17 protein-coding genes are annotated in these 14927 nt (G+C 63.7%); 9 read left to right on the forward strand and 8 right to left on the reverse strand.

The window, feature by feature from the left end; genetic code table 11:
* The first annotated feature begins 63 nt into the window (after positions 1 to 63).
* The 6 genes from hutI (at position 64) to CO666_RS08320 (ending at position 6952) form a co-directional block, all read left to right on the forward strand.
* On the forward strand, positions 64 to 1326 hold the full coding sequence (gene hutI, locus CO666_RS08290; protein ID WP_097611587.1) for an imidazolonepropionase: 1263 nt from the start codon (positions 64 to 66) through the stop codon (positions 1324 to 1326).
* Positions 1323 to 2858 (forward strand): histidine ammonia-lyase, encoded by a 1536-nt coding sequence (hutH, locus tag CO666_RS08295; protein ID WP_097611588.1) that lies wholly within the window; start codon positions 1323 to 1325, stop codon positions 2856 to 2858. Before hutI ends, hutH begins: the two co-directional genes overlap by 4 nt.
* Before the next feature lie 202 nt (positions 2859 to 3060).
* The gene (gene hutG, locus CO666_RS08305) at positions 3061 to 3864 is read left to right on the forward strand and encodes an N-formylglutamate deformylase (RefSeq protein ID WP_097611589.1); all 804 of its coding nucleotides are present in this window, start codon (positions 3061 to 3063) and stop codon (positions 3862 to 3864) included.
* A gap of 30 nt (positions 3865 to 3894) precedes the next feature.
* Positions 3895 to 5568, forward strand: a complete 1674-nt coding sequence (hutU, locus tag CO666_RS08310) for a urocanate hydratase (protein WP_097611590.1) — start codon at positions 3895 to 3897, stop codon at positions 5566 to 5568.
* 5 nt (positions 5569 to 5573) lie between these two features.
* Positions 5574 to 6149: a HutD/Ves family protein gene (locus tag CO666_RS08315; protein ID WP_097611591.1), complete on the forward strand. Its 576-nt coding sequence runs from the start codon at positions 5574 to 5576 to the stop codon at positions 6147 to 6149.
* 173 nt (positions 6150 to 6322) lie between these two features.
* On the forward strand, positions 6323 to 6952 hold the full coding sequence (locus CO666_RS08320; RefSeq protein WP_097611592.1) for a J domain-containing protein: 630 nt from the start codon (positions 6323 to 6325) through the stop codon (positions 6950 to 6952).
* 24 nt (positions 6953 to 6976) lie between these two features.
* Here CO666_RS08320 and CO666_RS08325 read toward each other — a convergent pair whose 3' ends face one another.
* The 5 genes from CO666_RS08325 to CO666_RS08345 all read right to left on the reverse strand — a co-directional run bounded on the left by CO666_RS08325 (position 6977) and on the right by CO666_RS08345 (position 10509).
* A complete protein-coding gene (locus CO666_RS08325; protein WP_097611593.1) occupies positions 6977 to 7678 on the reverse strand; it encodes a DUF899 family protein in 702 nt (233 codons plus the stop codon).
* A 197-nt stretch (positions 7679 to 7875) separates the two neighbouring features.
* Positions 7876 to 8778, reverse strand: coding sequence for an NADP-dependent oxidoreductase (locus tag CO666_RS08330; protein ID WP_097611594.1), 903 nt, complete (start codon positions 8776 to 8778; stop codon positions 7876 to 7878).
* A 77-nt stretch (positions 8779 to 8855) separates the two neighbouring features.
* Positions 8856 to 9254, reverse strand: a complete 399-nt coding sequence (locus CO666_RS08335; protein ID WP_097611595.1) for a DoxX family protein — start codon at positions 9252 to 9254, stop codon at positions 8856 to 8858.
* Between the two features lie 29 nt (positions 9255 to 9283).
* Positions 9284 to 9664: a glutathione S-transferase N-terminal domain-containing protein gene (locus tag CO666_RS08340; protein WP_097611596.1), complete on the reverse strand. Its 381-nt coding sequence runs from the start codon at positions 9662 to 9664 to the stop codon at positions 9284 to 9286.
* A complete protein-coding gene (locus CO666_RS08345) occupies positions 9661 to 10509 on the reverse strand; it encodes a DODA-type extradiol aromatic ring-opening family dioxygenase (protein WP_097611813.1) in 849 nt (282 codons plus the stop codon). Before CO666_RS08345 ends, CO666_RS08340 begins: the two co-directional genes overlap by 4 nt.
* A gap of 138 nt (positions 10510 to 10647) precedes the next feature.
* On the opposite strand from CO666_RS08345, the gene CO666_RS08350 reads away from it, so the two are divergent.
* From CO666_RS08350 to CO666_RS08360, 3 genes are all read left to right on the forward strand, one after another.
* Entirely contained in the window at positions 10648 to 11547 is a 900-nt protein-coding gene (locus CO666_RS08350) for a LysR family transcriptional regulator (RefSeq protein WP_097611597.1), read from the forward strand.
* Between the two features lie 96 nt (positions 11548 to 11643).
* Positions 11644 to 11931 (forward strand): hypothetical protein, encoded by a 288-nt coding sequence (locus CO666_RS08355; protein ID WP_097611598.1) that lies wholly within the window; start codon positions 11644 to 11646, stop codon positions 11929 to 11931.
* 22 nt (positions 11932 to 11953) lie between these two features.
* Positions 11954 to 12595 (forward strand): alpha/beta hydrolase family protein, encoded by a 642-nt coding sequence (locus CO666_RS08360; protein ID WP_097611599.1) that lies wholly within the window; start codon positions 11954 to 11956, stop codon positions 12593 to 12595.
* 22 nt (positions 12596 to 12617) lie between these two features.
* Here CO666_RS08360 and CO666_RS08365 read toward each other — a convergent pair whose 3' ends face one another.
* The 3 genes from CO666_RS08365 to pcaQ all read right to left on the reverse strand — a co-directional run bounded on the left by CO666_RS08365 (position 12618) and on the right by pcaQ (position 14801).
* On the reverse strand, positions 12618 to 13289 hold the full coding sequence (locus CO666_RS08365) for an RES family NAD+ phosphorylase (protein ID WP_097611600.1): 672 nt from the start codon (positions 13287 to 13289) through the stop codon (positions 12618 to 12620).
* Positions 13286 to 13810, reverse strand: coding sequence for an MbcA/ParS/Xre antitoxin family protein (locus CO666_RS08370; protein ID WP_097611601.1), 525 nt, complete (start codon positions 13808 to 13810; stop codon positions 13286 to 13288). The genes CO666_RS08365 and CO666_RS08370 overlap by 4 nt, the downstream gene beginning before the upstream one ends.
* Positions 13811 to 13883: 73 nt before the next feature.
* On the reverse strand, positions 13884 to 14801 hold the full coding sequence (gene pcaQ / locus CO666_RS08375; RefSeq protein ID WP_097611814.1) for a pca operon transcription factor PcaQ: 918 nt from the start codon (positions 14799 to 14801) through the stop codon (positions 13884 to 13886).
* Positions 14802 to 14927 lie beyond the last annotated feature (126 nt).

A 14927-nucleotide genomic window follows, 5' to 3' on the forward strand; every position in this document is an offset into this window, starting at 1 on the left:
TTTCTCTTGTCACCTGTCGAATATGTATATACATGTTTTGACATAAGGAAAGGCGCAAAGCTGATGACCGGGAACAATTTTTCAGACGAAACCCCATCCGCCGACCTCCGGCCGGTGCTTTGGCGCAATGCGCGGCTCGCCACGCTTGCCCCTGAGAAAACAGGGCTCGGCATCGTCGAAAAGGGCGCCATCCTGGTCGAAAACGGCCGCATCGCCTTTGCCGGCGCCGAAAGCGATCTGCCGGCATCGGCCATCGAACAGTCCGAGATCGTCGATCTCGAAGGCCGCTGGGTCACGCCCGGCCTCGTCGACTGCCACACCCATATCGTTCACGGCGGCAACCGCGCCCGCGAATTCGAGATGCGCCTTGCCGGCGCCACCTATGAAGAAATCGCCCGCGCCGGCGGCGGCATCGTCTCCTCTGTCAAGGCGACCAATGCGCTGTCGGTCGAAGAACTGGTCGCCGAAGCGCTGCCGCGGCTCGATACGCTGCTTGCCGAAGGTGTGACGACGATCGAGGTGAAGTCCGGCTACGGGCTGAACCGTAGCGGCGAAGTCAAGATGCTGCAGAGCGCCCGCCTGCTCGGCCATGTCAGGCCGGTGCGCGTCGCCACCAGCTATCTCGGCGCCCATGCGACGCCGGTGGAATATAAGGGCCGCAACAGCGATTATCTCGACGATGTCGTCCTGCCCGGTCTCGACGACATGTTCAATCTCGGTCTTGCCGATGCCGTCGACGGCTTCTGCGAGGGCATCGCCTTTTCCACCGCCGAGATCGCCCGCGTCTTCGACAAGGCCAAGGCGCTCGGCCTGCCGGTCAAGCTGCATGCCGAACAGCTCTCCAATCTCGGCGGCGCCAGGCTCGCCGCCTCCTACGGCGCGCTTTCGGCCGATCACCTCGAATATCTCGACGAGGATGGTATTGCGGCAATGGCCGCTTCCGGCACCGTCGCCGTGCTGCTGCCCGGCGCCTTCTACGCCATCCATGAGAAGCAGAAGCCGCCGGTCGAGGCCTTGCGGCGGGCAGGCGTGCCGATCGCCATCGCCACCGACTGCAATCCCGGCACCTCGCCGCTGACCTCGATGCTGCTGACCATGAACATGTCGGCGACGCTCTTCGGCCTCACCGTCGAGGAATGCATCGCCGGCGCCACCCGCGAGGGCGCCCGCGCGCTCGGTCTGCTCGGCGAGACCGGAACGCTCGAACCCGGCAAATCCGCCGACCTCGCCGTCTGGAATATCGAAAGCCTTGCCGAGCTCGTTTACCGCATCGGCTTCAATCCACTGCATACGCGTCTCTTCAAGGGCGAAAGGAACGGCCGATGACCATTACGCTCCACCCGGGCTCCGTCTCGCTCAAGGATCTGGAAATCATTTACTGGACGGGCGAGCCGGCAAGGCTCGATCCCGCCTTCGATGCCGGCATAAACAAGGCCGCCGCCCGCATCGCCGAGATCGCCGCCGGCAATGCGCCGGTTTACGGCATCAATACCGGCTTCGGCAAACTCGCCTCGATCAAGATCGACAGCGCCGATGTCGCCACCCTGCAGCGCAATCTCATCCTGTCGCATTGCTGCGGCGTCGGCGCGCCGCTGCCCGACAATATCGTCCGCCTCATCATGGCGCTGAAGCTGGTCTCGCTCGGACGCGGCGCCTCCGGCGTGCGGCTGGAACTGGTGCGGCTGATCGAAGGCATGCTGGAAAAAGGCGTCATCCCGCTGATCCCGGAAAAGGGCTCGGTCGGCGCCTCCGGCGATCTGGCCCCGCTCGCCCATATGGCGGCGGTAATGATGGGCGAGGCCGAAGCCTTCTTCGCCGGCGAACGGCTCTCGGGCGCCGAAGCTCTGGAAAGAGCAGGATTGAAACCGGTGGTGCTCGCCGCCAAGGAAGGCCTGGCGCTGATCAACGGCACCCAGACCTCGACGGCGCTGGCGCTCGCCGGCCTGTTCCGCGCCCATCGCGCCGCCCAGGCGGCGCTGATCACCGGCGCCATGTCGACCGATGCCGCCATGGGCTCTTCGGCGCCCTTCCATCCGGACATTCACACGCTGCGCGGCCATAAGGGCCAGATCGACACGGCGGCGGCGCTGCGCGCACTGCTCGAAAACTCCGTCATTCGCCAGAGCCATATCGAGGGCGACGAGCGGGTGCAGGATCCCTATTGCATCCGCTGCCAGCCGCAGGTCGACGGCGCCTGCCTCGATCTGCTGCGCTCGGTCGCCCGCACGCTGGAGATCGAAGCCAATGCGGTCACCGACAATCCGCTGGTGCTGTCGGACAATTCCGTCGTCTCCGGCGGCAATTTCCACGCCGAACCCGTCGCCTTCGCCGCCGACCAGATCGCGCTTGCCGTCTGCGAGATCGGCGCGATTTCGCAGCGCCGCATCGCGCTGCTGGTCGATCCCACCCTCTCCTACGGCCTGCCGGCCTTCCTCGCCAAGAAGCCGGGCCTGAATTCCGGCCTGATGATCGCCGAGGTCACCTCGGCGGCGCTGATGTCCGAGAACAAGCAGATGTCGCACCCGGCCTCGGTCGATTCGACGCCGACATCGGCAAATCAGGAAGACCATGTCTCGATGGCCTGCCACGGCGCCCGCCGCCTGCTCGGCATGACCGAGAACCTGTTCGCCATCATCGGCATCGAGGCGCTGACCGCCGCCCAGGGCGTCGAACTGCGCGCGCCGCTGGCGACCAGCCCGGAGCTTGAGAAAGCGATCGCCGCGATCCGCGGCAAGGTGCCGACGCTTGATGTCGACCGCTACATGGCAAAGGACCTTGAAGCCGCCGCCGAACTGGTGGCGACAGGGGCGCTGAACGGCTCGGTTTCAACGGGCATATTGCCGGTTTTGGAGGGTTGATCGTGATGGTTCTGGACTTGGTACCCCCCTCTGCCCTGCCGGGCATCTCCCCCACAGGTGGGGAGATCGGCTGGGCGGACCCGCTCGTTCCAGCGTCAATTGTTTGGGCAGATTCCATCCGCGAGTCGATCTCCCCCCTTGTGGGGGAGATGTCCGGCAGGACAGAGGGGGGTAGCGCCCCAGACACCGGAGCGCTTTGCCCATGACCGCACCATACGAAATCCGCCAGGGCACCTCGCCCGTCATCCTCGGCTTCCCCCATACCGGCACCGAGGTCCCGCCCGCGATTTACGGCCGCCTCAACGACAACGGCCGGATCCTTGCCGATACCGACTGGCACATCCACCACCTCTATGACGGCCTGCTCGACAGCGTTACGACGGTGCGCGCTACCTTCCACCGCTACGTGATCGACGCCAACCGCGATCCGGCAGGCGTCAGCCTCTATCCCGGCCAGAACACCACCGGCCTCGTTCCGGAAACGGACTTCGACGGCAAGCCGATCTGGAAGGACGGGCAGGCGCCTGATGAGGCAGACATTGCGGCGCGGCTGCGGGATTTTCATGCGCCCTATCATGCGGCCCTCGCTGCCGAGATCGAGCGCGTCAGAGCCATCCATGGTGTGGCGATCCTCTATGATTGCCACTCGATCCGCTCGCATATTCCCTTCCTGTTCGAAGGCAAGCTGCCGGATTTCAATATCGGCACGGATCTGGGCAAGACCTGCGACAGCGCCATCGCGCAGGCGACGCTGACCGTCGTCGAAGCGGCGCAAGGCTATGACAGCGTGCTCAACGGTCGCTTCAAGGGCGGCTGGACGACCCGCCATTATGGCCGGCCCGAGACCGGCGTGCACGCGATCCAGATGGAGCTGGCGCAATCCACCCATCTGCAGACCGAGGCACCGCCCTTCGCCTATGACGCCGCCAAGGCCGACAGGCTTCGCGTCCATCTCAAAGACATTCTGGTGCGCATCGAACAGATCGCCCCGGGCCTGAAACGCTGAAGATTGAAACCTGAGAACAGGGGAACCGCCATGACCAATCCACGCCATAATATCCGCGAAATCCGCGCGCCCCGCGGCAATGAACTCAATGCCAAGAGCTGGATGACCGAAGCGCCGCTGCGCATGCTGATGAACAATCTCGATCCCGATGTCGCCGAGAACCCGAACGAGCTGGTCGTCTACGGCGGCATCGGCCGTGCCGCCCGCACCTGGGAAGATTTCGACCGCATCGTCGCGACGCTGAAGACGCTGACGGAAGAAGAAACGCTGCTCGTCCAATCCGGCAAGCCGGTCGGCGTGTTCCGGACCCACAAGGATGCGCCGCGCGTGCTGATCGCCAATTCCAACCTGGTACCGCATTGGGCGACCTGGGATCATTTCAACGAGCTGGATAAGAAGGGCCTTGCCATGTACGGCCAGATGACGGCCGGCTCGTGGATCTATATCGGCACGCAGGGCATCGTTCAGGGCACCTACGAGACCTTCGTCGAGGCCGGCCGCCAGCATTATGGCGGCAATCTCAAGGGCAAGTGGATCCTGACCGGCGGCCTCGGCGGCATGGGCGGCGCCCAGCCGCTCGCCGCCGTCATGGCCGGCGCCTGCTGCCTGGCCGTCGAATGCAATCCCGACTCGATCGATTTCCGCTTGCGCACCCGCTATCTCGATGCCAAGGCCGAGACGCTCGACGAAGCGCTCGAAATGATCGACCGTTGGACCAAGGCTGGTGAAGCCAAATCCGTCGGCCTGCTGGGCAACGCCGCCGAAATCCTGCCGGAAATGGTGCGCCGCGGCATCCGCCCCGATATGGTCACCGACCAGACCTCGGCCCACGACCCGATCAACGGCTATCTGCCGAAGGGCTGGACGATGGCCGAATGGAAGGCCAAGCGCGAAAGCGATCCGAAGGCTGTCGAAAAGGCCGCCCGCGCCTCGATGCGCGAACATGTCGAAGCGATGATCGCCTTCTGGAATGCCGGCATTCCGACACTCGATTACGGCAACAATATCCGTCAGGTCGCCAAGGAAGAGGGCCTCGAAAACGCCTTCGCCTTCCCGGGCTTCGTGCCGGCCTATATAAGACCGCTGTTCTGCCGCGGCATCGGCCCCTTCCGCTGGGCCGCCCTGTCCGGCGATCCGGAAGATATCTACAAGACCGATGCCAAGGTGCGGGAGCTGACGCCCGGCAATACCCACCTGCACAATTGGCTCGACATGGCCAAGGAGCGCATTGCCTTCCAGGGCCTGCCGGCGCGCATCTGCTGGGTCGGCCTCGGCGATCGTCATCGCCTGGCTCTGGCCTTCAATGAAATGGTCAGAAACGGCGAGCTGTCCGCGCCGATCGTCATCGGCCGCGATCACCTCGATTCCGGCTCCGTCGCCTCGCCGAACCGCGAGACGGAATCGATGAAGGACGGTTCGGACGCCGTCTCCGACTGGCCGCTGCTGAACGCCCTGCTCAACACCGCCTCGGGCGCCACCTGGGTATCGCTGCATCACGGCGGCGGCGTCGGCATGGGCTTTTCTCAGCACTCCGGCGTCGTCATCTGCGCCGATGGCACCGATGATGCGGCAAAGCGGCTCGAGCGGGTGCTGTGGAACGACCCGGCGACCGGCGTCATGCGCCACGCCGATGCCGGCTACGACATTGCGCTGGACTGCGCCCGGGACAAGGGCCTGCGCCTCCCCGGCATTCTCGGGAACTGAACCCGGTGAGGATCCTGCGCGCTGCCGATCACAAGCGCATGCCGTGGAAAAACGGCGGCGGCGAAACGGTGGAGATCGCCGTTTCGCCGGAAGATGCCGGCCTTGCCGGCTTCGACTGGCGCGTCAGCATGGCGACCGTCGCAACCGACGGTCCGTTTTCGATCTTCCCCGGCATCGACCGGACGTTGGCAATCCTCGACGGCAACGGCATGGTGCTCGATATCGAAGGCAGCGCGCCGGCGCTGCTGACGACGGCAAGCGATCCCCTGGCCTTCCCGGCGGATATCCCGGTCGCCGCCAGGCTCCAGGATGGCGCGATCACCGATCTCAACGTCATGACGCGCCGTAACGGGCTTGCTCATGCACTCAGTCAAATCGAAGTAGATGGCGGTAAGATCGTGCCGCTGTCTTCGACGACAAGCCTGTTCCTCTGCCATAGCGGCACATTATCATTCCGGTGGAACGACGAGACCGGCGGGCTTGCGGCCGGCGATGCGCTGCTGATCGAGAATGCGGCCGGAACCGAACTAAAAATCGACGGCGACGCCAAATGTTATCTCGCCTCGATCATCACAGGCTGATCGCCACATAAAAGATTGAAAAATCTAGACAATCGAGGAATGGTCGAGGCCACCGCATCGAGCATTCTCATGTCAGACCATGGACGTCATTCCTCCTTTCGGTCTAAACTTTGCCTTTGTGATGCAAAAGAAGACCTAGACTGCCCCGGCATTCGGGCAGCAGGGGAGCAGGCGTGACGGATCCATACGAAATTCTCGGCGTTGACCGCGATGCAGACGAGGCGAAGGTGAAGGCCGCCTATCGGCGCGTTGCCAAGGTCGCCCATCCCGATTCGGGAGGCGATACGGAAGCCTTCGACATTTTGCAGAAAGCCTATGGGCTGCTTCTCGATCCGGTCCGCCGCAAGGTTTACGACGACACCGGCTACGATGTCGAATTCGCCGACGCCGCCGAGTTGCAGGCGCTCGTGCTGATCGAGAAGCTCGTCACCGACGCGGTGCTCGACGAGCGCGCCCCCGGAAGTTTCGATCCCGTCGCCGTCATGCAGGACAGTCTCTCCGAAGAACTGCGCAAGGCGCGGTTCAGCAAGAGCGAATTGGAGCGCCACGCCTCGCGCATCGGCCTGCATCTGGAGCGGCTCGAAAAACAGTCCGGCCGCGATGTGCTCGCCCACATGTTCCGCGCCCGCATCGAAGCGATTTCCAAGGCGGTCGCGGAAACCGAGGCAAAGATCAAGGCGGCGGAACGCGCCGCCGACATGCTCGCCGGCTATGTCTACGATGTCGACCCGCCGCCGCTGCCGGAAGCCGCGGTCGCCAACATCGAATGGGTCGAGACGTCGAGAAACCGCTCCACCGGCTGACGGAGCGGCCTGCCTTGGAGCAATTCAGTAGGACAGCTTCGGATACCAGTCCGGCGCCCGGCCTTCCGGCGTCGTGTCGATCACCGTCCAGAGCGGCATCAAGTCGGGGGCGCCACGCGGGTCCTCGCCGGGATCGGCGGTGACACCGCCCATCTCTCCACCCCAGAAATGGCGGATGGTGCCGTCGCGGCGGGTGAAGACGTTGTAGGCAGGCTCATCGCTGCCGCCCGTGCCGATGGCGTGGTAGTCACGGCTGTAGTCGTCCGTCAGGTCGGAATAGAGCGGCAGGTGATGCCATCCGCGTTCCTTCTTGAAGGCAAGCAGCTTTCCGATCGGCGAGCGGGCAACGACCGCAAGGGCGACGCGCTGCTGGATGTCCGGCACCTCGCCGTCCCAGGCCGACAGCAGCGAGGTGCACATCGGGCATGGGCGCTCGCGCTCGGGGCCGAACATATAGCTGTAGACGACCAGCGTGTCCTTGTCGGCGAAGAGTTCACTGAAGCTTATCGGCCCGGCAGCGCCTTCGAAGCGATAGTCCTTCTTCACCTCACCGCCCGGCGGCAGCGCCCGGCGCTGTCTCGCGACGCGCTCGATATGCCGGCGCAATTCGATCTCTTCGGCGAGCAGCGCGTCGCGGGCGATGCGATACTCCTCGCTCTCATTGGGAAATTTTACGCCATTCTTTGCCGCCAGCACGGCGGCGGGGACCAGATGCCTGTTGTCCATGACCTATCCTCCTTCGGTTGCCGCGCGTCTCTGACGCGCCAAGAACGTGCTGAAGCCGCAAAGGGAATTCCGGCACATTGTTAGCATGACGATCGGAGGATGCGAAAATCGACAGCGCCGGTGCGAAAAATTGACCGGCATGAAGAACCTCATGCCGGTGCTGTCCTCCGCGTGGCGCCGGGCCGTGTCTTTGTCTCTCAGTGTTTGAGAACGACCTTCCCGGGAGCCCCTGCCGCAACCGCGCTCTGGGCAAGGCCGATCTGCTCCAGGGGGAAGGTGTGGGAAATCGGGATCACCAGGTCACCGCTGGCGGCGGATGCCAGAACGGCGTCGAGCATGGCCGCATCGGTGCGATGGTAGAGTTCACGGACGATAACCCGGCCTCCGGCATTGGCGCCGTCCGGCACCGGAACGATGCTCGCAACCGTGCCACCGTCGCGAACATGGCCGATGAGGTTGCCGGCCACCGGCCCAGCCGTGCTGATCGCATAGTCGAAGCTCGGGCTTGCGGCGGCAACGGTGATGTCGAGCGCCTCGCCCGCCAGTTCCCGGCCTTCGTTTAGCCGCTCGGGCCGGACGCCGGCAACCGGCTTGGCGCCGATCTGCTTGAGATATTGGATGGCGGACCGTCCCACCGTGCCGAGGCCGCCGGACACGAGAACCCGGTCGCCGGCCTTGACGCCGAGCGCTTCGACGGTCTGCCGGCCGGTCAGACCTGCCTTGACCAGCGAGGCGCCCTGCTCGAAGCTGAGTGCAGCCGGCAGCCTTGCGATCGATGTGGCGGGAACGACGCCATATTCCGCATGGGCGCCTTTGCCGTTGGCGGCAAAATCGGCGACAACCCGGTCGCCGACCGCAAACCCGGTCACGCCTTCGCCGAGTGCCGAGAGGGTGCCGGCGGCGTCACCGCCGAGCACTGCCGGCAATGGAAGCGGAATATACTGGGCCATGAAGCCCTGGCGGAGGATGAGATCGAAAGGATTGACGGCGGAAGCCTCGATCTTGATCAGGACTTCGCCCGGTCCGGGCTTTGGCGCCGGAAGATCCGCGATTTCGAACTGATCGATATCACCGTAGGATTTGAGAAGTGCCGCTTTCATTGCAGGTCTCCAGAATTTTCGTCTCGTTTGGCACATGCCCGGCTGCCGGGCATGTGTGATTTCCGGATAGTGCCGTCTCAGGCCGTGGCGGGACGCCGCGCATTGTCGAGCGTCCAGGCTCCGCCGCCGGCAAAGGCGATGTAGAGGAAGATGAAGCAGAACAGGATGGCGCCTTCGCCCATGTTCAGCGCCGGCCAGAAGCCATAGGGCATGTGGCCCATGAAGTAGGCGGCAGCCATTTCGCCCGAAGCGATGAATGCGGCGATGCGCGTTTGAAATCCGACGAGCATCAGAGCAGAGGTGATCACCTCGATTGCGCCTGCAACCAGCAGGAGGGCGGGCAGCGGATAGGGTACGCCTTGAATCGGACCCGGAAACTGCAGAAACTTCATGGTGGCATGTTCGAGGAAGAGTAAGGCCGCCATGATGCGCAGAAGTGCGAGGACGTATGGCGTCCATTTGCCGGTATTGATCATCGAGTTTCTCCAAAGAGGTTGATGGGAGGTCAGGCGGCCGACGCCGCCTTCTTGAGTTCCTGGTTTTCTTTCCAGAGCTTCATCGACATGGCGAAGACCCCATCGACATAGTTCCGATAGACCGTCATGCCCGTGGGATCGCGGCCGGCCTTCGCTGCGAAAAATGCAATGATATCGTCGGATTCAGCGATATAGCGGCCGGGCTCGAGCTGTGCCGAGGGAAAGCTCACCTTGTCGAGATGCGGCGAAAGCTCGGCGCGGATCGCCTCCTCCTGCTCGGTTCCAGCAGCGAAGTCGCGGCTTTCCACCTCCGAGGCCAGTCCCGATTCCAGAAGGAAGAGGCGTACCTTGAGACAGAAGGGGCAGTTTTCCTTGAGGTAGACGATCGGCTTGAAGCTTTCGCTGGTCATTGCGCATCTCCATGGGATTGGGGGGTTGAGGGGACGTCGCCAAAACGGAAGCTCGATGCGGTGAGCCCGCCGGCGAAGTCCTTCTGGTGATAGGTGGTGGCACCGGCTTCGTTCTCGGCAGCGCCGACCACCACCATCAGCGGGATCAGGTGGTCTTCGCGCGGATGCGCCGCCCGGGCGGCCGGCGCCTGCTGCCACTCGATCAGCCGCTCGGTGCGCTTGTCGGCGGGCGTGTGAACCAGTGTTTCCCGAAGCCAGGCGTCGAAGCGGCGGGAGGGCTCGTATCCGCCGGTGCCGCGCATGGCCGAAAGGTTATGATAGCTGAGACCGCTGCCGATGATCAGCACGCCCTCGTCACGCAAGGGCGCCAGCGCCCGGCCGACCCTGATGTGCAGCGCCGGATCGTAACCCGCATCCAGCGAAAGCTGCACGATAGGGATGTTCTCTTCCGGGTAGAGCGGCTTCATGATGCTGAACGTGCCGTGATCGTAACCGCGCGTCGGATCGAGCGCCGCTTCGACGCCGCCTGCGTGAAGCAGCTGCTGTACGCGGTTTGCCAGCTCGGGCGAACCGGGGGCATTGTAGGTGATATGATAGAGGTGTTCCGGAAAGCCGTGATAGTCGTAGACCATGCCGGGCTTGGCGCCCGACGATATGGCAAAACCGTCCTCCTCCCAATGACCCGAGACCACCAGGATCGCCTTCGGCGCGCTGCCGAGTTCGGCGCGCATGTCGACCAGCGACTGTTCGAGCACGTCGAAGTTGCGGCGGAATTCGCCGGTCATATAGGGCCAGGGGCCGCCGCCATGGCTGATGAAATAGGTCGGGAGTCGAGAATCTGTCACCGGAATTGTCCTTCGCATCATGGCCGCGAGCATCGGCGGGGCTTCGATGGGTGTCTGTTGCGGAAGACTTTGATTTTTTCTCTACCATTGATCAATGTGACAAATATTGAAGAACCATTTCCTGGATGTTGATGATCGATGGACACTTTGACGAGCCTGCGGGTGTTCTGCACCGTCGCCGAACTGAAAAGCTTCACCTCTGCCGCCGATCGCTTGGGCGTTTCACCGGCAATGGCGAGCAAGCATGTGATGCAGCTCGAGAACCGGCTGGGGACACGGCTGCTCAACCGAACCAGCCGCCATGTCAGCCTGACGGAGACCGGGCGGCTTTATTTCACCCAGACCCGGGAGATGCTCGAACGGCTGGACGAGGTGGAAGACGCCATCGGCAATGTGACGGTGGCGCCCCGCGGTACCCTGAAATTGAGTGCGCCGGTTTGGGCGGCCACCAGCTATTTTACAGACATGCTGGCAGCCTATAACCGGCGCTATCCCGACGTCTGCCTGGATCTGGATCTCAGCGGCCGGCTGGTCAATCTGGTTGACGAAGGTTTCGATCTGGCGCTGCGGGCAACGTCGCAAGACCGGCTCGATCCGGGCCTCGTCGCTCGCCCACTGACGAATGTCCAGTTCCGTCTGATGGCCTCGCCTGACTATCTCGAGCGAACCGGGCGCCCGCAGAACGTCGCCGAACTCAACGGCCACGCCCTGCTTCGCTACTCCGGCGTCAACCTCGGGGACAGCATGTCGCTGGAAGGTCCGGACGGACCACATAAGATCACCTTCCGCACGGTGATGCTGAGCGACAACGAGACCATCATGCACCTGGCGGCCCTGCGCGGCATGGGCCTCGCCTTCCTGCCGACATGGATGGCCGAGCAGGATATCGAAGCCGGCCGGCTGGAAATCGTGCTGCCGGCCATCACGCTCGGCTTCAACAGCACACTTTACGCCGTTTATCCAAGCCGCAAATATCTCTCGGCCAAGGTCCGCACCTTCATCGATTTTCTAACGGCGAGCACGCGGGAGACGGGATGATCTTCTTGCCGCGAGAACGGCAGCAGCGAGGAAAACGGCGGCGCGAAAAAAATCCCACTTCGGAATCCCGAAATTCCCCCGCTTCGGGATTCCGAAATGCGCCGCGTTTTCAGCGCCGTCGCCGCAGAAAAATATGCAGTGTTTTCAATGATGCAGCCAATTTCGGGATTCCGAAGTGCTATACAGAATATGGTGGGAGTTGATCCCTATCGCACCAGCATGAACCCAAGGCCGTCACTCCAGCCGATATCCGAAAAGCAAAAAGGGCGCTCGACCCTTGCGGGGAGCGCCCTTATCCTGTCGGACAGCGAACAGTTCGACGACGTCGATACCGCGCGCATCCATTTTTCAGGCAGGAGCCGTATATGGACCCTTCAGGCCTGACTTTCAAGGGACAGTTTTGCCGATGTCTGACAGGTTTCTGCTTCAAGGCCCCCATGATGCCCGCTTCACCATCCTTCTTGCGCATGGCGCCGGAGCGCCGATGGATTCGGGGTCGATGACAGCAGCGGCGGAGGCGCTCGCCGGCGTCGGTTTCCGTGTGGCCCGCTTCGAATTCGCCTATATGGCGGCGCGGCGCACGACGGAGGGCCGCAAGCCGCCGCCGCGGGCCGAAACGCTCAATCCCGAATACGAGGCGGCGATTGCCGAACTCGGCGCCGGCGGCCCGCTGATCATCGGCGGCAAGTCGATGGGCGGCCGGGTCGCCAGCATGATCGCCGACGATCTCTATCGCAGGGGAAAGATCGCCGGGCTGCTCTGCCTCGGTTATCCCTTCCATCCGCCCGGCCAGCCGAAGAAGCTGCGCACCGGCCATCTTACCGGGCTCGCGACACCCGCTCTGATCTGCCAGGGAACCCGCGACGAATTCGGCACGCGCGACGAGGTGCCGGGCTATGGTCTCTCCGACCGGATCGAGATTCTCTGGCTCGAGGACGGCGACCACGACCTCAAGCCGCGCAAGACGATCTCCGGCTTCTCCGCTGGCGATCACCTCGCCACGATGGCGAAGACGGCAAAGGCATGGGCCGAGCGCCTGCCGGTTTGAGCGTCACCGCCCGACGGTCGCATCAGGCCGCAAGCTTCCTGACGTCGATGCGCCGGTCGCCGGCGAAAACGGTGATTTCGAAGTGATCGGCCTGCACCACGTCGCGAATGTTCTTCGGCCGGTGCGCGGCGATGTTGACGCCACCGCGCAGCCGGACACTGTCATAGAGGATGCCGGCACCGCCGCTTGCGCGCAGCTGTTCGCCCAGCACCTGCGACGCGGCATAGCTGGTGCCGTCATAGACATCGGGCCGCAGCCTCTGTTCGCCGCGAATGTCGAGATAATCGCCGATCAGCGTGGCCGAATAGCTTCGATAGGTCCGCGCCATCGTCGCCACGCCGCGGGCCAAGTTCTCGCGCCGGAGGTGATGGCCGACCTCGGCGGCGGCTGTCTTCAGATTGTCGGCGGCATACCAGGCGCCGAGATCGGGACCGTTGAAGCGCATGCCGCCGGGAGCGACATGCAGGAATGCCGCCATGACGATGCTGGCATTCGCAGTGCCGTAAACCCATTCGTCCCTGGGAAGCCGCTGGATGCGGTCGGCGACGAGACGGTCATTGGTCCAGCCCACCAGTTCCATCACCGCTTCGAGATCGGCCGCCCGAGCCACCGTCTCGAACAGCCCGATCGGCGGAAATTGCGACGGGATCAGCCGGCAGGACGGCCGGGGCGCCTGAGCATAACGGTCGCTCACCGGAAGACGATGTCCGCATCTTCGTAAGGCGTGAAGGTTTCGTCGAGCCTGTTCGGCTGCATGTAGACACCGCCGCGGGCGCCATCGAGGAAGCGGCGCACGGTCATCAACCCGTCCTGGGTTCCGTTGGTCACCACGTCGAGCGGCGGATGCCCGCCGAAAACCGGCGCCTGATGCGGCATGCGCAGCCAGGCAACGCCGGCGCGTTCATCGGCAAAAAGCACGCCGAGCGCCTGGTGGATGCCGAGCACGGCGGAGATCCGGGTCAGCGTATCGACATCGAGGGTGAAAGCCCCGTGCTCGCGCGCCTGCTTGGCCCAGCTGTGATAGGTCGATCGGGAGGGATAGCCGAGCACCAGCAGCCGCTGTTCTTCGCTCAAACCCCAGAGATCGGCGATTGCCAGGAAGGTTCGCAAGGCCGGCGCGCTCAGCCGCCGGCGATTGGCCGGGGCAAAACGCTCCAGGTCCAGCCGCTGCGGCCCCTGGCCTTCCCGGTGCTCCGTGCGTCGCGCATGCTGCATGATGGCACTCCTGTCTTGAATTAGACATAGTCCAAATCTGGGCATTCGGCAAGCGGATTCAAACAGCCCGGCTTCAGAAAAGCGCCCCTGCCGCCTCGCGGATCGTCTGCATCAGAATCGATTGCGGCGCCGACGGCACGGCATCGGCCCGCATCGTCAACCCCACAGGCCCGCGGGTTTCGCCGGTATCGACCGGCAGCAGCGCCAGCCGCCCGTCGGCGACATCGTCGGCCACCACGCCGTTGGAAATGATCCAGATCGCATCGCTTGCCCTGAGGAAGGCGCGGCCGAAGGAATCCGACACCGTCTCGATCTGGTTCGGCAGGCTGGAGACGCCGTTGGCGATCAGGAAATTTTCGACCACCGGCCGGATGATCGAACCCCGCGTCGGCATCAGCACCGTATAGTCGCCGAAACCGGCAAAGGGCGATTGCCGGCCGTCGAGCAGCGGATGGCCGGGACGCACGGCAAAGACCACCTGCTCGGAATAGAGATGTTCGAAGGAAAAGCCCGCCATCTTCTCCGCACCCGCCAGCCGGCCGACGACGAGGTCGAGATCGCCGACACGAAGCTGTTCCAGCAGCACGGCATTCTCGCCGGTGACGATCTTCACCCGGCTCCAGGTCCGCTCCTTGAGGAAGAGTTCCATCGCCCGCGGCATGATCCGCGACGACACCGTCGGCAGCGCGCCGATGCGGATCGGCGGCGCATCGGAAAACTGCTCCTGCGAGACGGAATCGAGCCCCTGGCGCAGCGCCGTCAGCGCCGCCCCGGCATGGCGCAGGAAGACCTCGCCGTAACGGGTGATCTTGATGCCGCGGCCGTCGCGCTCGAAGACGGCAACTCCCAGCGCCTGCTCCAGCTCGCGGATCGTCTTCGTCACCGCCGGCTGGCTGACATGCAGCAACTCGGCCGCCTTCATGACGCTCTTCTGCCGCGCCACTTCGACAAAGGTCTGCAGATGGCGAAACTTGACGCGGCTGTCGATCATCGCCCACATAACTCCTGGGTTATCGAAATGCCTGAAAATATCATTTTACTTAACCGGATCAACCATTCAGTTTCGTGGTTGGAATGCTACCCTATCTTACCAAATGCGCAGCGGGCTGCCCCTCAC

The sequence above is a fragment of the Rhizobium chutanense genome (assembly GCF_002531935.1).
GTDB classification, from domain to species: domain Bacteria; phylum Pseudomonadota; class Alphaproteobacteria; order Rhizobiales; family Rhizobiaceae; genus Rhizobium; species Rhizobium chutanense.